Here is a 21,863-nt window from a genome sequence, read left to right on the forward strand (position 1 = left end):
TACTAGTCAAACCCCTGTAGGATATCTGTCTGAGATGTCCTACAACAAAAATTGTTACAAACTGTGACAATCAAAGCCAACCAAGTTTGGTACTATTAGCAAAAGCAACAAAAATAAACTAAACATTAAAACTCGTAAGTTAGCTTCGGGGGAATCCAACATCTTAGTGATTATTCTCTAATCATTCATATTAGGGTAAACTTATGGTTTGTTTAATTGTATCGTTAACAGAGGTAATTGCCGGATTCATTGCCGAATACGTTGCCAAGTGGGTGATTGAAGTACTAGCTGAGGCATTTGTGACCTTCTTCGTAGAATTCGTAGCTGCCATACTCGCCGAGTGGATAATGGAAGTAGTATCAAAACTATTCGTGCAGCTAATCGCTTTAATTAGAAATGCATTTGTACCAATAGCAGCATAATACACATTTTGCAAATTATGTAGAGACCGGATATATTCGGTCTCCACGGCATGTTCAAATTGAATTTTATAAATACCTTTACAATTATGGATTATCAAATCGTTCATGCAATCGAAGGGCGAATACGTATTCGGATACCTTTATTAGCAGAAGAAACAAACTATAACGATAAACTTCAAAGCTTAGTTCAATCCATAAACTTTGTCACAGACATTCGGATAAACCCCCAAGCTGAATCTATAATTGTCACCTACAAATACAAAAAAATTTCGTGCCAAGCTATGTTAGCGCAACTCGAACAAGCAGTTGTACAACTTGCCCCACCCGTTGAACCACCCCCTACACCAGAAAAGGCGCCATCCCCAGCAACAGAAACTCCACAACCCCATGCATACGAAGTTGAACAAGCGTTTGTTTACACGGGTGAGCCTGTAAATGTTGACGAAGATCCTTGGGAAGACAAAACCACAACTCAACAAGTCAGCTAACTTACATAATTTTATCCAATTACAGGCACCGCATTTTTGCAACTTTTATTGTTGATACTGATAAGCAGTTGTGGATAGCTGATAGACATTCTGAACATGTACAATGCGCGCGTGGTCAAGCAGTGTTGTCTGCTGGAAAAATAACTTTTACGCTTACGTTATTAAGTTTGGTAGTTTCTGCAATAACAAATCAGTCTACAGGTTATTGTCCTGAAAGCGAATCATGGAAAGTGGTTGCATCTGCACTAGCAGAAGCTAATTTAGTGTATCCATTTGACTTTACTAGTAAGTTTGTTTTTCGTAAATGTGAAGTTTGTAGTACGACAAATATTGTTAAATATGATTGGTTTTATTGTGGTGTGTGCGATAGCAATTTACCTAAAGAGTGGAATTTTGATTTGTAATTTAATCAAATTTAATATATAGAAACTTTGCTTTACATGTTTATTTTGATTTACAACAAATATTAGCCGTGTGGCTGAAGTCATTATATATACAGAGAATTAAGAACGGGCAAGGATGCCCATTCCACAAGATGGAGAGTTTGTATGAAAGTAAAAATGATTTTGCCTGCTTTGACTGAAGCTCTTAGTCCTTTTTGGCGCCCAATCAAGTATCATCTTTTTCCACCGTTAGGTTTAGCTACTATTGCTTCGTTTTTTGATGAAGATGATGAAATTGATTTACAAGATGAACATGTGGAAGTTCTTAATCTTAATGATGAACCTGATTTGGTAGTGATTCAGGTTTATATTACTTCGGCTTACCGTGCTTATGAGTTGGCAGACCACTATAAAAGCAAAGGCGCCTATATTGCTTTGGGTGGTTTACATGTTACATCCCTGCCTGAAGAAGCTGCTCAACATGCGGATACTATATTTTTGGGCCCAGGTGAGGATACTTGGCGCCAGTTTCTTCAAGATTTCCGCACGGGACATCCTGCTAAAATGTATGAGTCTAAAATTCGTACATTAGTAGGTAGTCCGCCAATTCGTAGGGATTTAATTAAGCGACATCATTATCTTGTTCCTAATTCTATAGTGGTTTCTAGAGGTTGCCCGCATCATTGTGACTTTTGTTATAAAGATGCTTTTTATAAAGGTGGTAAGTCTTTTTATACCCAACCTGTTGATGATGCTCTTGCGGAAATTGAAAGATTACCAGGTAAACATCTATACTTCCTTGATGACCATATTTTTGGACATGAAGCTTTTGCTGCGGAGTTATTTGAGGGAATGAAAGGGATGGGTAGGGTATGGCAAGCTGCAGCAACTGTACAGTCAATTTTTAAACCTGGACTTTTAGAAAAAGCTGCGGAAGCTGGACTACGAAGTATGTTTGTGGGGTTTGAAACGCTTAACCCTCATAATTTAAGAGAGCAACACAAATATCATAATTTAAATCGAGACTATAGCGGCGCCATTAAGCGTTTACGAGAATTTGGCGTAATGGTTAATGGTAGTTTTGTTTATGGTATGGATAGCGATGATGATACTGTATTTGACCGAACTATTGAATGGGCTATTACACAAGGAATAGAAACGGCTACTTTTCACATTCTAACTCCTTATCCTGGTACACTTTTATATAAGCGAATGTTAGCGCAAAATCGAATTACGATTCACAATTGGGATTTATATGATACTCGTCATGCTGTATATAGTCCTACACAGATGAGTGTTGAAACGCTAGAAAACGGATATTGGCGTTCATATCGAGACTTTTATCGGTGGAGTTCTATTTTTAAAGGCGTCTGGACAAAAGATAATTTAGCCGACCGTTTACGACATTTAGCTTATACTGGCGCCTGGAAAAAAGCTGAACCGATATGGGACATGCTAATACGATTAAAGCAAGTTAATCACTTACTACCAACTTTGGAAAATGTTTTAAATAGCTTTGACAATCATTCTTTGGCGAAACAAAATGTAAATGAACTTCCTAAATCTCAGTTGTCGCATACAAGTACATGAAACGTAGGTTGGGTGGCAATACTGCTCGGTTAACTTATATCTTGCACCATTCAAGGGCAAGCTCAAAGAAACCGGGCTTCTTGATAAAGATTTTGCTAAAAACCCTAGTTTATCGTAAAGAAGCCCGGTTTCTCGGACTCGTGCATTCCGGTGAGTTAACGGATGTAAAGACCGTACATGTACGGTCTCTACAAGGGTTTGACGTTTCGTAATTTGCGCGCGCCGAGCAGTATTGGGTTGGCTGGAGGCTTTACATAACCCAACACTCTTATTAATTAATGTTTAATGTTGGGTTCCAATCGGACACCCAACCTACAATGTTTAACTTAGTTTGGCTATAAATTCTCTCAAAGTATCACTTCCTGTAACTTCAACTCTTGACAGTGCGAGTAAAGAATCTTGAAAGCTGCTTAACCCAGATTTACAGGAAACACCATATATATAACCACAGGCGCCAACTAAATGCTGTACAACTGTATCTGTATCGCCATATGGATAAGCAAAAGTTAGAGGTGTTCTACCTAAACCTTGTTGTAATATGATTCGTGCCCTCAAGGCTTCAGTGACAATTTCAAGGGGTGAAAGTGCTGTTAAATGCGGATGTGTAGCTGTATGGGCGCCGAATTCAATGCCTTGAGATTGGAGTTCTTTTATACTATCCCACCCCATTAAAGATAATTCTTCGTTATAAAAACTATCCCAAGTATTAGTTTTTCCGATGTTATTGGCAACGAGAAAGACGGTAGCAGAAAAACCATAATGCTTTAATAAAGGAAAAGCGTAGTCATAAAAGTCTTGATAACCATCGTCAAACGTAATTAAAATTGCTCGACCTGGAAGCGGTTTCTTTTTGAGTATTGCTTCACCCCAGTCTGCTAAACTGACACTGTAATACCCAGCTTCTTGTAAATATTTTAGTTGTTGCTCAAATGCATCGGGTGTAACTCGCCAACGTGCAGTCTCTGCTTTTCCTTCTGGGTATACACGATGATACATGAGAATTGGTAGTTTTTCGGTGACGATTTCTTCGTGCCAGTAATCTTGCGGCTTGCCACCATGCCATAATACAGTATTTGCTACCTTAGTAGGCGGTGGTGTGGGTTGAGGTATTTCGATTATTTCTGATGTTATCGGTGCCGAATTAGCTAAAGCTTGAAAAAGTTGAATTCGATATAAAGGGGTGTGTAGCTCTTTAATTAATTGTAGTGGTGGAGTGTTAGCAAACGTTTTACCAATAACTTTTGCTCCAAATGCATAACCCCAATTATAACCTGGTCGGTTTGGTTCATCTCGAACTAAGTTAGCGTGTGCTGTAATAAAGTAACCACCTGGTTTGAGAGCATTAGCTATTTTGTTTGCAACTAAAGAAAGTATTTCAACTTTTTCGGTATAATACAGAACCTCGCTACAAATAATTAAATCGTATTTACCTTTAATTGACTCTGTAATTACATCAAGACGCTCGTAGCTAATGTTGTTTAATTCTTTACATCTCTCTGCTGTTCTTTCTAAAGCAATTTGAGAAATATCTGTTGTAAGTAAATTACCAACTTTCGGCGCCAGTTGTGCTGTAAAATGTCCTTCTGCACATGCTAATTCCAACACATGCTCAAATTTGACATTTGGTAGCAATTCTAAAGTTTGCTCATATTTTGTCTGTTCGTATGGGCTAGTATATTTCCAAGGGTCAGGGTTTTTGGCAAACAGTGTTTCAAAATTCGAGCGCAGGTTAATTTTTTGCTGTGCATGCTCACTCTTATTTTTTGCTACTAACTTTTCATCTGTATGTAATGCTGCTACAAGTAAGTCTTGTTTTGCAGCTTGCGGGAGAGTCGCTAGTCGTGAGCTACTTGTTCCGATTGCTCCAGTACGGCGCCCAAGCATTATATTAGTATCATCATGATTTTGAAGCAATGGTTTTTTGGCTAACCGTTCTCTTAAATTACCAGTTAGCGGCATTCCTAGTAATCCTTCTCGGACAGCAGCAACAGCTAGTTCATACCGAGCTTCCTGTATGATAACGGTTCGTAGTTGTTGAGATGTGACTTTGTTATCTAGTACTTGATAAGCTATTGTCCCTAAAGCAACTCCACCAACAGTAGGAATAATTTGTAGTTTATCTGCACTAGTTCTCAGCGTAGGTAATTTTTGACTAACTTCAACTGTTACCCAATTTTCAACTTGCTTTATAGTCGGGATAAAATTTTCTGCTATCGACTTAATATTGCTTTGCTGTAAACTCTTCACAACTGCTTTGAGTTGTTGCAGCTTTGTCATTGGGTTATAAAAATAGCTTTGCTCCCAGTTAACTCCCCAAAGTTCTTGGAGAAAAACTATCCATCCGATGTGGTTGTGTAATACTTCATTTTCGGGCATTGAGGCAAGATGAATATTACCCCGCCAAATTGATAACCCTGTGGAAGTGCGTTTAGTGGTGAGTTGACGGTATACTGTGTTGTTAAAGTAACTCCTTAGAATTTCCCAAGCAAATTTTACAGCAATAGCATCTTTGAGAACGTGACTAGAAACAACTCCGTCACAGATAGGTAAAATAACATTTCCTAAATACTTACCTTGTATGGTAACGGAACAATGCAAGCGTTCTGTTTCAGATGGCGCCACAATATCTGTAAAAGATTCCGTAACTTCTTGCTCTATTGCATAAGTAGTGCCTAAAGTCAATGGTTTTGTGGCAGTTGTGTGTTCTAAAATTAAATCTTGTAATTTTTTAGATGCACGAATAGTTAAAGCAGGCGCCAGAGATAATTTCTCTAATGCTGTTAAGAATTCTGTAATTTTTGATTCTAGTTTCAACCATAACTCATACCAATCTGATGGTGTTTGACCAGTAGGTAAAAATGTAGACCAAAAAATTGATAGAGCAACAATTTCTGGGTTGAGTCCAGGTTCAAGCTCGTTTTCTACAGCAGAAAGTATTGGCAAAAAGTCACCACCCGAACCGAGTGCAAGTCCAGCTACCCAACAAACAAATATAAGTTTGGCGCCAGATAATTCCTGAAATGGCATTCCAGTAGCATAAGCAACAGATGGATTTTTAACTCGTGAGTCAGGAGAATGTCCCTGAGTAATTACTTTTAACCCATCATATAAAAGTTGGCGTGTATTTGCAGAAGCCGAATTTGGACGCATTCGATAACACGCGCTCTTCTCAGGTATTGCAGCGAAACGGGCGCCAGTACGAGCAATTCTTTGCCATAAATCCCATTCTTCACAAGTTGGTAATTCAGCCTCAAATCCACCAACATCTAATATAATATTACGGCGAACAATACAACTATGAATTGCAAACACACAGCTACCAGCAAATGCAGCGAACATCTGACTAGCTTGGTTAGAAAAGTCGTAATTTATAAATTTACCATCAGGTGTAACTCTTACCCAACCTGAGTAAACAGCATCAACATTTGCATCTTGCTTAATAACATCTGTTAATTTTTCTAAATGTTGAGGTAAAATCCAATCATCAGCGTCAAGAAATAACACCCAATCAAACAAAGCTTCTTTAACTCCAAAATTGCGCGCAGCACTTACACCTTGATTTAGTTGATTAATTACTCGAATACGTGAATCTTGTATCGCAAATTCCGACGCTACTGTAAACGTATCATCACTCGAACCATCATCAATTACAATTGCTTCCCAATCAGAATAAGTTTGTGCCTGCAAAGACAACAGTGTTTCACTAATTGTCGGCGCCGCATTGTAAGCTGGTATAATAATAGATACTTTCATATAATAATCTCTTCTTCCTCTTTCTTTGCGTACTTTGTGGTTTAATCCCCCCTAGCCCCCCTTAATAAGGGGGGGACAAGAGCCTATTCTTAGCCCCCCTTATTAAGGGGGGTTGGGGGGATTTATAATTCTGAATATAATAAATAACACCTGAAAGACAGCCTATTATTTCTGCAATTAAAGTATTATGCTTATACTTATTACCTTTAATAATAGTCTTGATATACCACTTCGGCATAGTTCGGAATAATCGGCGTAAATTGCCCCGGTCATTATACTTTTCGTACTGCACCAACAACGCCGTTACATGACCGCGCATATAACAATACATTTGCTGTTTCAAACTATCCACACTGCCGCGATGGTAATGATATACTACAGATGCAGGGTAATAACGACATATCCAACCTGCTGCTAAAAGTCGATACCAAAATTCTGAATCTTCACTACAACCAGCTGCTCCGGCGCCAAGACGTTCATCAAATTCACCCACCAAATTAACAGCTTGACGTAAAATCGCCATATTAGCACCCGCACCAATACGCCAAACTGGGGCGCCGAAAACTTTCGTTGATTGGAAAAATGCACTATCATAGGTTTTTGGCTGATACCCAAAGTTAAAAAAGCCAAGATGTTTTTCAAACACAACTTGCGCTTCTGTTTCTAGCTCACCAGGTAATACTAATCCAGTTACAGACATAACTTTGGGGTCATCAAAAGCTTGCTGTAAGCGCATAATCCAATCAGGATGAACAACCACATCATCATCAGTAAAAGCAATAATTTCACCTGTGCTGTGACGAATACCTGTATTTCGAGCAATACTCAAACCAGGACGTGGTTCTTTTACATATTTTACACCTGGCATTTTTGCGACTTGCATTGTTGCATCGTTCGTTGGAGCATTATCTACAACTATAATTTCGTGAGGAGGTTGAGATAAGTTTTGTAGAGAGTGCAAACAGCGCGCGAGTTGTTCAGGACGATTTCTTGTACAAATGACAATAGAAACTGTTTTATTATTAGGCTGTTGAGAAATATATTCTAACTTCGTTAAAGGGTGTGTTAACCCAACTAAAGCCTCAAAATCAATTAGTGTATCTTCTAATAAATTTTGTTTTAGCACATAGGCGCCAACTGTCGGCGTAATGGCAGATGCTGCTAAATTTGTTACCTGCGTTGCGGGCATTGGTAACTGAGTGGCTAAAATCTCGGTGTGAGCTAAAGGAATATGGCGCCACCAAAACACAACATGTATGTTGTTATCGCTCGACAGCGCAGGAATATCTTGACTTAAATCTATATGAACTATTTTCCAACTCATGAGTATTGCCTCCGAATTTGTTCAATGCGTTTTACCGAACGGGGATATTCGCCCCATAGTCCTACAATTCCACCCCATAATTCCGCCAACAACATAGATATTGGCAGTGGGTGTTTTCCCTTTATAGATTGTTTTAAGCGGTCGAATTCGTACTGAAACCACCACAATATTAACCGTCGTAGATTTGCACGTTGTGGTAAATCACTTTGGTAAGACTTTATGATAAAAGCCATTAATCCCAAACCCCAAGTCCAGTACTGATGACGTAATTTTGCTGTTTCTCGGCGATGTTGGTGATAAATTAAATAACGTGGCTCATATACAAGTACATAACCTGCACGAATTACGCGGTAAAAAATATCCAAGTCACCACCACCAGGAAGCGGGGCGCCTGTATCTAACGCTTCATCAAAACCACCCAGCTTAATTAACATGTCGCGACGAAATGCCATGTTACATCCGGCGCCGAAGATACCGGAACCACAAGGATACAATTCATTACCTGGTAAAACTTGACCGTAGCGAATTTTTTCAAAACCGCGTCGAAAACCTCCAGCAAGCTCAAACAGAATTTGGGCTTCTGTATTTAATTCAAATGGTAATATTAATCCAGTGAATGCCGAAGCATCTGGGTTTTCTCCCCATGCTTCCTTTAGTCCATCTAACCATTGACGGTCTACAACGACATCATCATCAATATAAGCAAGAATTTCACCTGTAGCAGATGATATAGCTAAATTCCGCGCAAAATCTAATCCTGGTTTCGGTTCACGGACATAACGAACTGTCGGTAGTGCAGCAACGACATCTTGAGTACGTTGGTCAGAAGGTGCATTATCTACTACTAAAATTTCAAAGTAAGATTTTTCTTGTAATTTAAGTAAAGAATTTAAACAGCGTGTTAAATTATCTGGACGGTCTTTAGTACAAATAGCAACAGTCAGTGAGGGAAAATCTGCTAGATTAGCAGTTTTAACTTTTAATTCTTCTTTCAAACTTTCTTCAACTAGCTTTTTTCCTACCTCTTTAGTAATGATTTGCGTTAGCTCATCTGATGTGAATACGCTTTTTTCTGGTAGCGCTTGCATCACAAAACCAATAGGTCTATCTTTCCGACGTAAAATCAATGCAAGACCTGTGTCATTTTCACTGAGTGAGATAGTCGGTAATGGCTGCGTTACTTCAATATCTTGAATAATATAAGACATAGATATTTTGAAATTATAAATTAATTATGTACATTACGGTGTTGTAAATTATAAAGACGAGCAAACAGTCCGTTTAATTTAAGTAGTTGTTTTAAGTTACCTTGTTCAGTCACACGTCCTTCATTGAGTACAATAATTTGGTCAGCTTGTTCAATCGTTGATAAACGGTGAGCAATGACAATTACTGTACGATTTTGACTTAAGGTATTTAAAGCTTCTTGAATTAAATGTTCAGAAATACTATCAAGGGCATTGGTTGCTTCATCTAAAATTAAAATTTGTGGGTCACGGACAATTGCTCTTGCTAAGGCAATACGTTGTTTTTGTCCTCCTGAAAGCCGAATACCACGGTCTCCAACTTTTGTGTCATAACCTTGAGGTAGTTGAGTAATAAAATTATGAGCATTCGCTAATTTTGCCGCTGCTATTATTTCTTTTTCTGTTGCGTCTAATCTACCATAAGCAATATTTTCTAACACGGTTGTACTAAACATATGTACATCTTGACTAACGATGGCGATTTGATGGCGCCAGTCATCAAGCTTTAATTCTTGTATCGGGTAATCATCAACATAGATTTCTCCTGATGTCGCATCATAAAAACGACAAATCAAACCTATTAAAGTTGATTTACCGGCGCCGGAAGGGCCAACTATCGCAGTAGTTTTACACGCTGGTATAGAAAGCGACATATCCTCAAGGGCAGGCTTTTCGTCAGGATTATAATAAAAGTCTACCGATTTTAAACAAATTCCTTGTGTTAAACTCGGAAAACGAATCGACCCAGAACGAATGTAAGGTTTATCAGAACAATCTAAAAGTGAGATTACTTCGTCTACTGCACTTGTCAAAGCCATTAAACCAACACGGGCGCCGTCTAATTGTTTTACCTGTGGTTGAAGACGATATAAAATGAAGATAAAAGTTAATAGCGTTGGTAAAGCAGTTTTGTCTTGCAGTAACGCCACTACAAGAATACACAATAATAAAACGGCAGATAAAACTTCTGATAATGGACTAACAATACCGGAGAGAATATCAAGCTTGAAAAAAGTAGTACGCACTTTATTTGATGTCTCATCAAATTGCCTTTGCTCATATCTTTCTCTTCCAAACGCGCGAATTGTCTTCATTCCCGAAAACCCTTCCCACATCCGAATAGCTAAATTAGAATTAGCTTCTACCGCTTGTTCTCCTAAAGTTTTTATTTGCCGCGTTAATAATTGAATTACAAACGATATCAACGCCATGCAAACAGTAACTAATAAAGTCAATCGCCAGGAAATGAGTATTAATAAAAATACATAAACAGTAATTGTACAAGTAGTAATAATTAAACCGACTAACGTAGATAAAGCTTGACTAGTACGCCAAGTTTCGCTTGCCAGCGTATTCATTAACTTGCCTGATTCGTTCGTTTCTAAAAAACTGTAGCTGACATTTAAAAGCTGTTCAAAAATTTTTGACCGTAGTCGATGACCGATGCGAGCATTAAACCAAGAAAATAAAATGCTATTAATATAGGACAGACCATTTTTAATTATGATACTGGCAAGAATACACAAAGCGATAATTAGTAACCGCGTTTGCGAAGAGTAATTTACAAACAACGTATTTAAAGTATCTACTAAATAATTTGAATGTCCTAATTGATTTGATAACTGGGAACTTGGCTCAGAAACACTTTGCAGTAAAGGGATAAATAAGCTTATTCCTAACCCTTCAGAAAATGAGGAAATAATTCCAAGAATTATAATTGTGGGTATTGCCCAAGGATATAGCTTGAGGAGTGGTAACAGACTGGTAATAACATTTTTATTTTTCATTAATTCACCCCTTTTTTAAGCAATGAACCAGATGATAAATAAGCTATTTGGCGCTCAGATGAGTTTAATAATAATGATGTACTGTTACAATGTTGCAAAATTGTTAGCCACCTTTGCCATGTTAACTTTTCATATGGCTTCCATGTTACCACTTTTTGCGGCTTTTGCATTCTTTGATTAATTTCATTAATCGTTATTGGTGCTGATATTGGTTCAGATATTTTGTTTTGATGACGGCGCCGAAGACGAAGATTTACAATTGAAGATATTATTGGTAAGCCAAGAATATTAAGAGCGCAAACAGCAATAATTTGATATGTACTACGACGCAATAGAATAACGTAATCTTTTTGTATTGCTTTATACAACCAGACTAAAGTACTCCAGTAGTCACCACACTCAAAACAATTTACTAACAGGTAAACGAAAAAGGAACTAGCAGACCAGTTATATATTTGCTGATATGTATCCTGGGGGAATTCTAGACGACGTTGCCGAGCATCTGTTATGACTAACTCAAAAGACTTAGCCATTGATTTAGTTGCTCTTGACATACTGCCTTTAACTTGACGATAACCAACTAGAAATTCTGGTACAACTCTATACTCGTAAAAATCAGCTATACGTAAGTAAATATCCCAATCTTCACAACCTTGAGCATTCTGCTGTTTTAACTCACAATTGTAACCTCCAACTTTTTCAAAACAACTTCTGCGAATCAAAGGTACGCTCGCATTACCAACAATATTCATATACAGCAATGCTGGATAAGCATTACCTTCCGCAGTTAAAAATTTGAAATAATGCTGAGGTTCGTATTGACCTAAAATTACATCTTTTTCATCAAGTAACACTGACCAATTATAAACTAAGCCAACGTTTGGATGACTCGCCAACAAGCATTGCACTTGCTTTTCTATTTTTTCTGGATACCAAATATCATCAGCATCAATTGGAGCAATAAATTCACCACTAGATTTGGCTATCGCTAAATTACGTGCTGCTGCTACTCCTGCATTAGCTTGTTTGAATAAAACAATACGACTATCTATTTCCATAAATGACTCTACAATGGACGCAGTTCTATCTTGTGAGCCATCATCAACTACTATAATTTCAAGATTCTTGTAGGTTTGAGAGATAACTGATTCTAAAGTTCGACCAATAAACACCTCTGCGTTGTAAGCAGGAATTATTACCGATACTAGAGAAAAATCTGAATGCATTTTATATCCTACTGCTTATAAAACTACGCTAAAGATACTTTTAATAACTACCATATAGCTATTAATCGAAGTTATACTGATCTTTTAAGTATAAATACTTGTCTTTTGCTATACTTTTTTTCTTATACATAAAGTTATTCAAAAATAAATTTAGGTACTATTAATATTTGGTAAAGCACGTTATTGCTGATGTTATCGGCAATAACGTTCGGCGCCTATATCCAAGACATCACTTAGGGCAGCGGTATACACCGCAGCCTTTGATGTCGTTTTTAATCGCCATATTTACCAACACTATGTATATTAAATTAACTTTGCGGCTAAGTTGATTCTTATTTTGTCTAATATCAGGCTTTTTTTTATGTATTAGAAAGGATGTAATGCAATATAAGTGTTAACGATTATTATTATCACGAGTTACATAAATAAAATAACAAGTATTACCATCTAGCTATAGACTGATATTTGATGATAATTTGTAAATTATATCTTTAGGGCTAGATAAAAAGACTTAACTCTATAGTTAGAAGACTTATAAACCCTTTGGCTTATATTCTGCTTATCATGTCAATAATCTTTTAAAAAATACCCAATTAAAGAGCGTTCATTGTTGTAATGGGAGGATTGCCGTTTAAAAAAGATTATTTTGACATATTTGTATAAAAAATATCAAGCGACTAAGAGTATGGAAAACATAAATATCGGTAGTCCTTCCCAAGAAGCGCGTGTCTCAATATTAGAACAAATACCTTTACCTAACTCTAGCTTTACCTCTTCTATTCCTGTTGCCAATATTATTTCCGTAACATTACGTATCAACAATGTAGAACAGAAATTGCAACTAGACCCGCGTGTAACTTTACTTGATGCGCTGTGCGCCAGCGCACAGTTGCGAAATATGGCGACTGCGCGTGCATAAGCGTTTAGGTCGAGTACAGGTAAGTCGTGTAGTAAGTGCCATTGATGCAGGAAGAATTCTCAACCATAAAACCGCGCGTAGTCAAATTATGGGTGGTGTCATTATGGGTATGGGTATGGCATTAATGGAAGAAACTGTTGTTGATGAGCAAACAGGGCGCCTTGTAGTACGTAATTTAGCAGATTACCATGTGCCAGTACATGCCGATATGGGCAATATAGAGGTGTTATTTACTGATATACCTGACCCTCACATTAGCCTTTTAGGCGCGCGGGGTGTAGGTGAAATTGGTATTACAGGAGTTGCCGCAGCGATTGCTAATGCTATTTACCACGCCACAGGTAAACGGATTCGCTCGTTACCAATTACACCCGATACACTCGTAGGATAGGATGGAAAGCCTGTCCTAAATTCACACGGACAGGCCAGACACCTATTTTAACGGGTATTAGAATTAGATTACAAATAAGGTAACTATAATATGAACGAGTTACAAGCAATTTTAGAAGCATTTGATGAAAGTCAAAAAAGTGGCGAAACTGCTTTTTTAGCGACTGTCGTTAAAACTCAAGGTTCAACCTACCGTAGAGCAGGCGCCAAAATGTTGATCACTTCTACAGGTAAAATGGTAGGAACAATTAGCGGTGGTTGTTTAGAAAATGATGTGTTTGAGCATACTCGACAATCAATGTCAAATTCAAAAGCTATTGTTGTTACCTACGATAACACGGCGCCAGAAGATATTATTTGGGGTTTTGGTTTAGGTTGTAATGGTGTAGTGCAAGTTCTCATTGAATCTTTAGATACAAATAATACAATAAATGGATTATCCTTTATCAAAGAGTGCTTAAATAATAACCATTTTGGTATTATCGCTACTGTTTTTCATATTGAAGGTGAGGTAAATATTAAAACTGGCGCCCGTTTGTTTGTTTATGACAATGGTAGTACTAACACTGATATTCAAGATATAAATCTAACTAAATCTTTAATTACTGACGCTCAAACTTCTCTTATCAATCAAAAATGTAAAGTTAACAAATATCAGTTAGGTGAGGGTTCTGTAGAAGTTTTCATCGAAGTTATTCAACCTCCTACTCACTTAGTAATTTTTGGTGCAGGTCGTGACGCTGTACCCGTAGCAGAATATGCAAAAACACTTGGCTGGCATGTTACAATTGTTGACTGCCGTGCAAGTAATGCGACTTATGAACGCTTCCCAATGGCTGACGAAATAATTCTCGCACGTCGAGAAACTATCCATCAAGTATGTATAACTGAACGTACAGCTACTGTTGTCATGACGCATAATTATCTTGACGACATTGAAATAGTTAAGATGTTGCTTTTATCTTCTAATCGCTATATAGGAGTTTTGGGTTCAAGGCAACGTATTGAACGGTTATTGACTGACTTACGCTCAGTAGAAGCAATCTATACAAATGATATGTTAGAAAAACTACACGCTCCAATTGGTATTGATATTGGGGCAGAAACTCCAGAACAAATAGCAATGGCAATTATTGCTGAAGTTCAAGCAGTACTCTCTAACCGCAATGCTGGTTTTTTGAAAAACCGTACTTCGCCAATTCATTCCTTGCCTATTGAAGCATCAATAGCAGCGCAAAACTTGGTACTGCTGTCATAATCATTAATAAAATTATAAATTTTCAATCTGACCTACGATAGATATTTACTGAAGTATATAAACTAGCTTTGTCTAACTAAAGATAGATGATGTAATATCCTTGACATTAAAATTTAATAATTGAGGTAAACTAAATTTGAGAATTGGATAAAAAATCAACTAATTTCTCAATTTTTGACGATTTTTAATGTATAGTTATGATGATTACGCTCAGTACTTACTACCATATTGGTATTTACCTAGCATGATTGCATCGAAGGCTGATTATAGCTTTGCACATTCAATTTTTTGCCGCGAACGTTGAATTTGCTTTGCCCCATTACGTGTTAATACTCAAGAATAGCGTTGAAATAACTTAACTTTTGTAGAGGTCTAATGTATATTAAACTTAACTTTATATGACACACAAATCCAGAAAACTCTGCACCAATTTTCTAACTCCTCTGATTGGAAGTATGGCGCTATCAGTCGTAGGGCTTACTACCTCTGGGCAAACGCGCTCCTCTAACGAGGAATACAAATTTGGCAGCATCGACTTTGCAGGACGCTATATAGCTGCGCTTTCTGATGGTGATTATACCAGCACCGACATTAATGGAAAGCTCCCAAGAACTTCAGAACGTGCCACAGATAAACTATCTATAATTCCCCTACCTTTAGATGGTTTAAAAAAGCCTGCGGCGCAAATTAATGTTTCTAACACAGCGAAAACTTCTACTTCCCCTCTTGCTACCTCCCCAGATGGAAAAACTGTATTTATTGTTGAGACACTTGGGCAGGCAAAAGGCGCCTTAAATGTGAAGCAGATACCGTCAGTAAATAAGCTGACAGCAATAGACTTATCTGACTTAGGTCTTCCCAAAGTTACTGATACAATCCAATTAGGTCAAAATCCCAAATCAGTCAGTGTAAATCCGAATGGTGATTTACTAGCAATTCCGACCCAAATCGGTCAAAAAATTACTTTCGTTCCCGTACAAAATAATCAATTTGGCGTACCAAAATCATGGACAATTGGTATTCAAGCAGACTGTAAAGCAGGCTCGGAAATTACACATATAGAATGGCATCCGAACGGTCGTTATATTGCCGCAGTTATGCAAGCTCGCAACCAAGTAGTTTTCTACAAAGTGCAACGGAATCATGCAGATATCAAGCTGGTTGCATGGGGCAAACCAGTGGAAGTTGGAAGCAAACCATTTTCAGGTAAATTCACACCAAATGGTCGCTTTTTCATCACCAATAATGCTCAGGTGTTAAGCACTCAAAAACAACCGAAGGGAACACTATCTGTTATACAGCTTGCTAAGGAGAAAAATATTTCATCTAATGCCAAACACCAAATTGTGTCTACGGCAGTAGCAGATTCCCCAAAAGGTATGGCTATAAGTGCTGATAGTGATTTGGTAGCTACAGTGAATAAGCTTGTTAGTTCGTATCCTGAAAATACCAAGGGTTTTAGTCAAAATTTTTCTATATCCTTATTTAAGCTTGACTCTCAAACAGGTCACTTGAGCAAAGTTGCTGAACAGAGCGCGCAGGGAATATTGTCCAAAGGAATTGAGTTTGATGCAGCTGGAGACCATTTGGCTATAGCGGTATCTGACTACTTTAAACCGAAAAAAACCGGCGCAATAGAAATTTGGCGTGTAGCACGTTCACCTAAGTTTGGACTCGAACGAACTAACCAGATTATTGATGTTGGTAAAGGAACACATGCTGTTGTGGTATGGTAAGACGTAGTTTAAGCTGAAATCAAAACCTTCGGTTTACGCATCTCTACGTAGACAATTTTTGAAAATTACTGAACGGATTTTTGTATAAGTTGTAATTATTTATAAACTACTTCATTTACTCGTGGTTTACCAAATCGTTCCCAAGCGCTGCCTCCTCGGAGAAATAGTTCCATCCAACGAACTCGTTCTTTACCATCAGCACTTACCCAACCAGCGCTACCAGGAGCAAAAGCCAAAGTGCCTTCGGGAACTTGGAAGCTACCATCTGAATAAATAGCGTCACTCACTACACCACCAATGCGAATAACACATTTAGTTTGCGGCTCTAAGTTAACTGAATAGTCTGGGATAGTAGTTTTAATATTTCCGTAACCATCAATCCAAGCAATACGGTCGTTTGGAGGGTCAGGAATTTCTTCTATACTCAATTCTTCCCCTAATAAACTAAAGTCACCAGAAGCTAATTCTGTTGCAGCGCTTGGAAACACATCGCGCGAGCGAAATTGAGAACCAGAGCGTGAAACGTTGACTCTTCTCAATTCTTTAGCGTGGTGCTTGATAAATGACAATGTATACCCAGCAAATACACCTACCACCTTCGTGTCATTTGGTAATAATGCATAAGTCAAACCCTCACCTTCATTATCTCGTCGAGCTTGAGGGTCATCCTTACGGGGGGCACAATTATGATAGATCAATCGTTCTTTAGGGCCTGGATTTAAGCCTAATTGAGCAACCCAGAAACCCGTAGCGAGTGTACTGAATGCTGGCACTGAGAGCAGATGAACTTGGGCTTGAGGTAACGTCATCAATAAGCGTTGTGTTACCTCAGTAAAAGCTGGGTCGCCAGTACCATAGTCAGCAATAAGAGAGATTAACATAGATATTCTGTTTTACTGTGCTTTTAATATGCTAGTGCGTAAATTCTTGAAGCAGTAACTCCAACCAACACGATAAGACCTAACGTTCTGCGAAAATAATTAACTCCTTGAAATAATTCCAACCATGCCCAGGTAAATATGATGCCAAAAGCTACTACATCTAAACCTACGTTTATTTGGCCGCTTGTAACAATTAATTTCAGTAAACTAACAACACCCCAAATAATTATAGGTAAATTAGGTGGTTGAGCTATAACAATATTACCATTGCTATCACGGAAGAATTTATCAAACAATGTACTTTCTGTATTTTGCATAATCTAAGTTTACTTGTATCACAATTTTCTAGAATACATTTACATTATTTTTTATTTGCAATAGTTAAACTTCATGCCGTAGGTATATATCAGCCAAACTAAAGAAAGAATATAATTTTTATTGTAGTAATTCCTGAGACTACAACTATTTTACACCTCGAAGCAAATATTCAGAAGCGCGTTTGTTTTGATTTCTAATTTTAAGTGCGCGCGCGGCAAGGCACCATCCAGTAGGTAAAGTACGTATTGATTGGTGGTGCATTGAGACAACTTCTACACTAGTTGCTTCCAGAATCGATAAAATTTAGTCTTATACCATTTTTATATGAAGATGCGCTTTATTACTCTTACTCCCCCCTTATTAAGGGGGGCTGGGGGGGATTTAATTATTTGCAGCTTCACATTAAATTGGTATTAGCAAGCTCCTTTCAGCTATAGCGAACAAAAATGACAACAATGTGTCAAACTTGCATAAACCATTTAAAGACTAAAAAAACTTAATGCAATATATTATGATTTGTAAATAATAGTATGTGTGCATATATCTAGCAATCCCTTTACACAGCAACCTTTTTAAGAGATTTTAAGGTACATAAACAAAAAATAATCTCAAAAATAGTTGAAACTCATATTCATTACGACTATGATTAAGAAGATCAGCTATTCATTTTGAACCGAGTACAAATGAACAGATTACAAGGAAAATACGTATTAATTACGGGTGCTTCACAGGGATTAGGTTTTGAGCTAGCGATTGCATTCGCGCGTGCTGGAGCAGCAGGAATTGCGATTGTCGCACGTAACAAAGCATTACTGGACGTTGCGCGCGTCAGAATTCAAGAAGTGGCGCCGATTCGTGTACTAGCAATTGCCGCTGATGTGAGCCAAGCGCAAGATATTGAGCGGGTTGTGGCTACTACGTTAAATGAATTTGGCGGACGTATAGATATATTAGTGAACAATGCTTCTACTATTGGCCCATCCCCGATGCCATTTTTGCTTGATTATCCATTGGAAGATTTCCGCAACGTGTTGAATACAAACCTGATTGCACCGTTTTTGTTAATTAAGAAAGTGTTACCAGCCATGATTGAAAACGGTGGCTCGATTATAAATGTCACAAGTGATGCAGGTATTACTGGGTATCCTGGTTGGGGCGCATATGGTATTTCTAAATTTGGGTTAGAAGGACTTTCACAAACCTGGGCAGCAGAGCTAGAAGAAAGTAATGTTCGTGTTAATTGGGTAGACCCAGGCAATATGAATACTGCAATGCATCGTGCAGCAGAACCTTTGGAAGACCCAACACAATGGGCTAATCCTGAAGATGTGACAGAAATTTTTGTATATCTAGCATCGGATGAATCTAAGGATGTAAACGGGCAGCGCTTTCATGCACAAGTTGAAGAAGAATTATCACAAGCTGCCTAATCAAAAACCTTTGTTGTTTGAGAATTAATTATGAAAGCGCCTTTTTCTTTTACACTTCCAAATGAACTAGCTGCTTCATTACCACCAGAACGGCGAGGTATTGCTCGTGACCATGTGCGACTAATGGTTATTAACAGAGACAATTACGAAGTTGAACATTCAAAATTTAATCATTTGGGCGCCTTTTTACGTCCTAACGATTTGTTGGTGTTTAATTCCAGCCGCACGTTACCTGCTGCTATTGATGGGTATGAAGTAACACACGGACAATTAGTACAAGTTCGTTTAGCGCAACATTTACCAGATGATAACTGGCTTGCACTCTTGCTTTGTCAACCGGGTGAAAACTTTGCTTGCCCCTTACAAAGTGGAATGCAAATTAAATTTAGTCCAGAATTAAGCGCAGTTGTCTTGGAGCGCGACAATAATATTCCACGACTTTGGAAACTGCGGTTTTCTGTAGGAGGAACACAGTTAATTGACAAAATTTATAAATTGGGACAACCAATCAGGTATGAGTATGTGTCGGCGCCTTGGGATTTAGATTATTATCAAACTGTTTACGCTACTGAACCTGGTTCGGCAGAAATGCCTTCTGCTGGACGCGCGTTCACATGGGAATTAATGTTTAGCCTCAAACGTCAACTCATCCAAACAGCTTATATTACATTGCATACTGGATTATCTTCTTACATGGATGATGAGCTTGACGCAAAACATCCTGCTTCTGAAGAAGAGTATTTGATTAGTGAGAGTACAGCAAACAAGATTAACCAAACGCGCGCTGTTGGAGGACGAATTATTGCTGTAGGAACTACTGTAGTACGTGCTTTAGAATCAGTAGTTGATTTGAGTAGTAAGGTACATGCAGGACACGGTTATACGCGACTTCATGTAACTAGCGAACATAAGCTAAAAGCAGTAGATGGTTTATTAACTGGACTACATGAACCGGAAGCAAGCCATCTTGATTTACTTACTGGCTTTTTGCCGAAACAAGTAATTCGGTCAGCTTATGAACAAGCAGTGAAAGAACGTTACCTGTGGCATGAGTTTGGTGATTTGAATTTGATTATTTAGAACATAGGTGTAGAGACGTTACATGTAACGTCTCTACCGGAGCTGTATTGTGGAATGGGCATCCTTGCCCGTTCCAACTGTAGGACGGGCAAGGATGCGAATGCCACAAGAAATGAGTGGATATTTTTTTATTTGGAAGTCCCTAAGATGGGTTGTAGGGTGAGTAATCAAGCAATTCCCACTCAAACAACTGTGGTAAACTTGTTTCTATCCACTTTTCGACTTTTAAATTCCAGTAACGTTGAGTACCACCCGTTTCATGCGTTGAGTCGTCTAACTCCCATAAAATTTCTGGGCGCCCGATTAATTGCAAACTTCGACCGCGCTCAAAATCCAAAAAAACTAAACCTGCACGAGGGTTTTCAACAAAATTGCCCAAAGTGTTAAACATACCATTGCCTGTATAATCAGGAATTCTAAGAGTGCTATCATCTAAAACTCGAATAAAACCAGGATTACCACCTCGGTGCGATGCATCAACACCACGACTTGGATGCGCGCTGGCAACAAAAAACATGTCAGCAGTAGCAATAAATGCTCGTTGAATAGGTTCTAACGTTCGTCCAGTTCGTGGTTCTTCTAAGCTATTAACAGTTCCTTGGTTGCGAGTCATGTGGCGCCGCGTTATATACTTTGGGCAATTTGGATATGATTCAGCGACATCCACATATAATCTTTCTTTTGATGGGCAAGTCGCTTTACCATTAATGCGAAGACGGCGCCGAGTTGCAAGTTCAATTACCAACATCCCAATTTGAGAATTACGGTCAATATTTGCCCAAAAAAGGTCTTGCCAATTAGGGGCAGCAATGGTTAAATCAAACTCAACACTACGTTGATTTACTGCGGTCATAAAGCTTGGAGAACCAAACATTACTGAAGCCCAAACATTTTGCTGCTCATCCACACTGCCTAACACCACCATTGGTTGTTGTTGAATAAACTTCAAGGCGCCTTCCATAATTGTGTCAGCAATTATACGTCCATTGCGCTCGGCAGTTTCTGACTCACCAAAGCGCTGTTGCACCAGTCGTTCACCATCATGGAAAGGATTAGCAATTAACATTGATATTGCCTCCGTTGGATTTTCCTGCGGACATGAATAGATTTTGGATTGCTAAAACGTAAGAACCTGATAACCCTCTGCAATCAAATTTCGCAGACTCGGCAACCCCGTTGTACCTGGTACAGCATTATCTTTAATCAGGTCAAAACCCGATTTCACAACATCTTCGGTGGCGCCGAAAACATCCGCACAACCACAGGATACACCTGCAACGTTGTCTTTTATTGCCTCAAATAAATCATGCGCTGGATGCTCAAGTTTACTTACCTCTCCAATCCAACGAGTACCCGCACCTTGGAATAACAGGGTAACATCGTCGCCATTTTGCTTAAAATCGTAGGCAGAAGCAAATGCATTAAACAAGCGTCCAAGCGCTTCTTCTGTACCTGCTTTTGGGTCTGAAAGAATCACAATCGCAACCTTCACTTCAAATTCTCCTTGTTTCAATCAACTAAACAGAACATTCGGTACAATAGAAAGGCACAACAAAAATATTCCAATAAATAAATCACCCATCTTGAATGAATGAATTACCTATCTTGTGGGATGGGCGTCCCGCCCGTCC

The 21,863-nt window shown here is 38.4% G+C and carries 19 protein-coding genes; 10 read left to right on the forward strand and 9 right to left on the reverse strand.

Features of this window, described 5'->3' with window-relative positions; translation table 11 throughout:
- Nucleotides 1-203 precede the first annotated feature (203 nt).
- The 4 genes from DSM106972_RS13250 (at nucleotide 204) to DSM106972_RS13265 (ending at nucleotide 2,883) form a co-directional block, all read left to right on the forward strand.
- A complete protein-coding gene (locus DSM106972_RS13250; RefSeq protein WP_127081148.1) occupies nucleotides 204-422 on the forward strand; it encodes a hypothetical protein in 219 nt (72 codons plus the stop codon).
- An 86-nt stretch (nucleotides 423-508) separates the two neighbouring features.
- Nucleotides 509-910, forward strand: coding sequence for an HMA2 domain-containing protein (locus DSM106972_RS13255; RefSeq protein ID WP_127081149.1), 402 nt, complete (start codon nucleotides 509-511; stop codon nucleotides 908-910).
- Nucleotides 874-1,314 (forward strand): hypothetical protein, encoded by a 441-nt coding sequence (locus DSM106972_RS13260; RefSeq protein ID WP_127081150.1) that lies wholly within the window; start codon nucleotides 874-876, stop codon nucleotides 1,312-1,314. Before DSM106972_RS13255 ends, DSM106972_RS13260 begins: the two co-directional genes overlap by 37 nt.
- A 144-nt stretch (nucleotides 1,315-1,458) precedes the next feature.
- Nucleotides 1,459-2,883: a B12-binding domain-containing radical SAM protein gene (locus DSM106972_RS13265; RefSeq protein ID WP_127081151.1), complete on the forward strand. Its 1,425-nt coding sequence runs from the start codon at nucleotides 1,459-1,461 to the stop codon at nucleotides 2,881-2,883.
- A 321-nt stretch (nucleotides 2,884-3,204) separates the two neighbouring features.
- Here DSM106972_RS13265 and DSM106972_RS13270 read toward each other — a convergent pair whose 3' ends face one another.
- The 5 genes from DSM106972_RS13270 to DSM106972_RS13290 all read right to left on the reverse strand — a co-directional run bounded on the left by DSM106972_RS13270 (nucleotide 3,205) and on the right by DSM106972_RS13290 (nucleotide 12,220).
- Nucleotides 3,205-6,636 (reverse strand): trifunctional glycosyltransferase/class I SAM-dependent methyltransferase/polysaccharide deacetylase, encoded by a 3,432-nt coding sequence (locus DSM106972_RS13270; RefSeq protein WP_127081152.1) that lies wholly within the window; start codon nucleotides 6,634-6,636, stop codon nucleotides 3,205-3,207.
- A gap of 61 nt (nucleotides 6,637-6,697) precedes the next feature.
- On the reverse strand, nucleotides 6,698-7,960 hold the full coding sequence (locus DSM106972_RS13275; protein WP_127081153.1) for a glycosyltransferase family 2 protein: 1,263 nt from the start codon (nucleotides 7,958-7,960) through the stop codon (nucleotides 6,698-6,700).
- Nucleotides 7,957-9,168, reverse strand: coding sequence for a glycosyltransferase family 2 protein (locus tag DSM106972_RS13280; protein ID WP_127081154.1), 1,212 nt, complete (start codon nucleotides 9,166-9,168; stop codon nucleotides 7,957-7,959). The genes DSM106972_RS13275 and DSM106972_RS13280 overlap by 4 nt, the downstream gene beginning before the upstream one ends.
- A gap of 20 nt (nucleotides 9,169-9,188) precedes the next feature.
- Complete coding sequence (locus tag DSM106972_RS13285; protein WP_127081155.1) at nucleotides 9,189-10,994, reverse strand: ABC transporter ATP-binding protein; 1,806 nt, start codon at nucleotides 10,992-10,994, stop codon at nucleotides 9,189-9,191.
- Nucleotides 10,994-12,220 (reverse strand): glycosyltransferase family 2 protein, encoded by a 1,227-nt coding sequence (locus DSM106972_RS13290; RefSeq protein ID WP_127081156.1) that lies wholly within the window; start codon nucleotides 12,218-12,220, stop codon nucleotides 10,994-10,996. Before DSM106972_RS13290 ends, DSM106972_RS13285 begins: the two co-directional genes overlap by 1 nt.
- Nucleotides 12,221-12,905: 685 nt before the next feature.
- Between DSM106972_RS13290 and DSM106972_RS13295 the strand changes: the two genes are divergently transcribed.
- The 4 genes from DSM106972_RS13295 (at nucleotide 12,906) to DSM106972_RS13310 (ending at nucleotide 16,523) form a co-directional block, all read left to right on the forward strand.
- Entirely contained in the window at nucleotides 12,906-13,139 is a 234-nt protein-coding gene (locus DSM106972_RS13295; protein ID WP_127081157.1) for a hypothetical protein, read from the forward strand.
- Complete coding sequence (locus DSM106972_RS13300; protein WP_233787182.1) at nucleotides 13,132-13,530, forward strand: molybdopterin cofactor-binding domain-containing protein; 399 nt, start codon at nucleotides 13,132-13,134, stop codon at nucleotides 13,528-13,530. Before DSM106972_RS13295 ends, DSM106972_RS13300 begins: the two co-directional genes overlap by 8 nt.
- A gap of 90 nt (nucleotides 13,531-13,620) precedes the next feature.
- The gene (locus tag DSM106972_RS13305) at nucleotides 13,621-14,787 is read left to right on the forward strand and encodes an XdhC family protein (protein ID WP_127081159.1); all 1,167 of its coding nucleotides are present in this window, start codon (nucleotides 13,621-13,623) and stop codon (nucleotides 14,785-14,787) included.
- 455 nt (nucleotides 14,788-15,242) lie between these two features.
- Nucleotides 15,243-16,523: a beta-propeller fold lactonase family protein gene (locus tag DSM106972_RS13310; RefSeq protein ID WP_127081160.1), complete on the forward strand. Its 1,281-nt coding sequence runs from the start codon at nucleotides 15,243-15,245 to the stop codon at nucleotides 16,521-16,523.
- Between the two features lie 95 nt (nucleotides 16,524-16,618).
- On the opposite strand, the gene DSM106972_RS13315 is transcribed toward DSM106972_RS13310, so the two are convergent.
- Nucleotides 16,619-17,404: an SAM hydrolase/SAM-dependent halogenase family protein gene (locus tag DSM106972_RS13315; protein ID WP_127081161.1), complete on the reverse strand. Its 786-nt coding sequence runs from the start codon at nucleotides 17,402-17,404 to the stop codon at nucleotides 16,619-16,621.
- 23 nt (nucleotides 17,405-17,427) lie between these two features.
- Complete coding sequence (locus tag DSM106972_RS13320) at nucleotides 17,428-17,721, reverse strand: hypothetical protein (protein WP_127081162.1); 294 nt, start codon at nucleotides 17,719-17,721, stop codon at nucleotides 17,428-17,430.
- A gap of 684 nt (nucleotides 17,722-18,405) precedes the next feature.
- On the opposite strand from DSM106972_RS13320, the gene DSM106972_RS13330 reads away from it, so the two are divergent.
- Nucleotides 18,406-19,152, forward strand: a complete 747-nt coding sequence (locus DSM106972_RS13330) for an SDR family NAD(P)-dependent oxidoreductase (RefSeq protein ID WP_127081163.1) — start codon at nucleotides 18,406-18,408, stop codon at nucleotides 19,150-19,152.
- Between the two features lie 30 nt (nucleotides 19,153-19,182).
- Complete coding sequence (locus DSM106972_RS13335) at nucleotides 19,183-20,232, forward strand: S-adenosylmethionine:tRNA ribosyltransferase-isomerase (protein ID WP_127081164.1); 1,050 nt, start codon at nucleotides 19,183-19,185, stop codon at nucleotides 20,230-20,232.
- A gap of 142 nt (nucleotides 20,233-20,374) precedes the next feature.
- On the opposite strand, the gene DSM106972_RS13340 is transcribed toward DSM106972_RS13335, so the two are convergent.
- The gene (locus DSM106972_RS13340; RefSeq protein ID WP_127081165.1) at nucleotides 20,375-21,298 is read right to left on the reverse strand and encodes a pyridoxamine 5'-phosphate oxidase family protein; all 924 of its coding nucleotides are present in this window, start codon (nucleotides 21,296-21,298) and stop codon (nucleotides 20,375-20,377) included.
- A 51-nt stretch (nucleotides 21,299-21,349) separates the two neighbouring features.
- Nucleotides 21,350-21,724 (reverse strand): DsrE family protein, encoded by a 375-nt coding sequence (locus DSM106972_RS13345; RefSeq protein WP_127081166.1) that lies wholly within the window; start codon nucleotides 21,722-21,724, stop codon nucleotides 21,350-21,352.
- Between the last annotated feature and the right edge of the window lie 139 nt (nucleotides 21,725-21,863).

It is taken from the genome of Dulcicalothrix desertica PCC 7102 (assembly GCF_003991905.1).
Taxonomy (GTDB): domain Bacteria; phylum Cyanobacteriota; class Cyanobacteriia; order Cyanobacteriales; family Nostocaceae; genus Dulcicalothrix; species Dulcicalothrix desertica.

Bases quoted from the DNA above. Each gene is read 5' to 3' on its own strand.
- DSM106972_RS13250 (WP_127081148.1), top strand. From the start codon at position 204: ATGGTTTGTTTAATTGTATCGTTAACAGAGGTAATTGCCGGATTCATT.
- DSM106972_RS13255 (WP_127081149.1), top strand. From the start codon at position 509: ATGGATTATCAAATCGTTCATGCAATCGAAGGGCGAATACGTATTCGG.
- DSM106972_RS13265 (WP_127081151.1), top strand. From the start codon at position 1,459: ATGAAAGTAAAAATGATTTTGCCTGCTTTGACTGAAGCTCTTAGTCCT.
- DSM106972_RS13270 (WP_127081152.1), bottom strand. From the start codon at position 6,636: ATGAAAGTATCTATTATTATACCAGCTTACAATGCGGCGCCGACAATT.
- DSM106972_RS13275 (WP_127081153.1), bottom strand. From the start codon at position 7,960: ATGAGTTGGAAAATAGTTCATATAGATTTAAGTCAAGATATTCCTGCG.
- DSM106972_RS13280 (WP_127081154.1), bottom strand. From the start codon at position 9,168: ATGTCTTATATTATTCAAGATATTGAAGTAACGCAGCCATTACCGACT.
- DSM106972_RS13285 (WP_127081155.1), bottom strand. From the start codon at position 10,994: ATGAAAAATAAAAATGTTATTACCAGTCTGTTACCACTCCTCAAGCTA.
- DSM106972_RS13290 (WP_127081156.1), bottom strand. From the start codon at position 12,220: ATGCATTCAGATTTTTCTCTAGTATCGGTAATAATTCCTGCTTACAAC.
- DSM106972_RS13295 (WP_127081157.1), top strand. From the start codon at position 12,906: ATGGAAAACATAAATATCGGTAGTCCTTCCCAAGAAGCGCGTGTCTCA.
- DSM106972_RS13305 (WP_127081159.1), top strand. From the start codon at position 13,621: ATGAACGAGTTACAAGCAATTTTAGAAGCATTTGATGAAAGTCAAAAA.
- DSM106972_RS13310 (WP_127081160.1), top strand. From the start codon at position 15,243: ATGGCGCTATCAGTCGTAGGGCTTACTACCTCTGGGCAAACGCGCTCC.
- DSM106972_RS13315 (WP_127081161.1), bottom strand. From the start codon at position 17,404: ATGTTAATCTCTCTTATTGCTGACTATGGTACTGGCGACCCAGCTTTT.
- DSM106972_RS13320 (WP_127081162.1), bottom strand. From the start codon at position 17,721: ATGCAAAATACAGAAAGTACATTGTTTGATAAATTCTTCCGTGATAGC.
- DSM106972_RS13330 (WP_127081163.1), top strand. From the start codon at position 18,406: ATGAACAGATTACAAGGAAAATACGTATTAATTACGGGTGCTTCACAG.
- DSM106972_RS13335 (WP_127081164.1), top strand. From the start codon at position 19,183: ATGAAAGCGCCTTTTTCTTTTACACTTCCAAATGAACTAGCTGCTTCA.
- DSM106972_RS13340 (WP_127081165.1), bottom strand. From the start codon at position 21,298: ATGTTAATTGCTAATCCTTTCCATGATGGTGAACGACTGGTGCAACAG.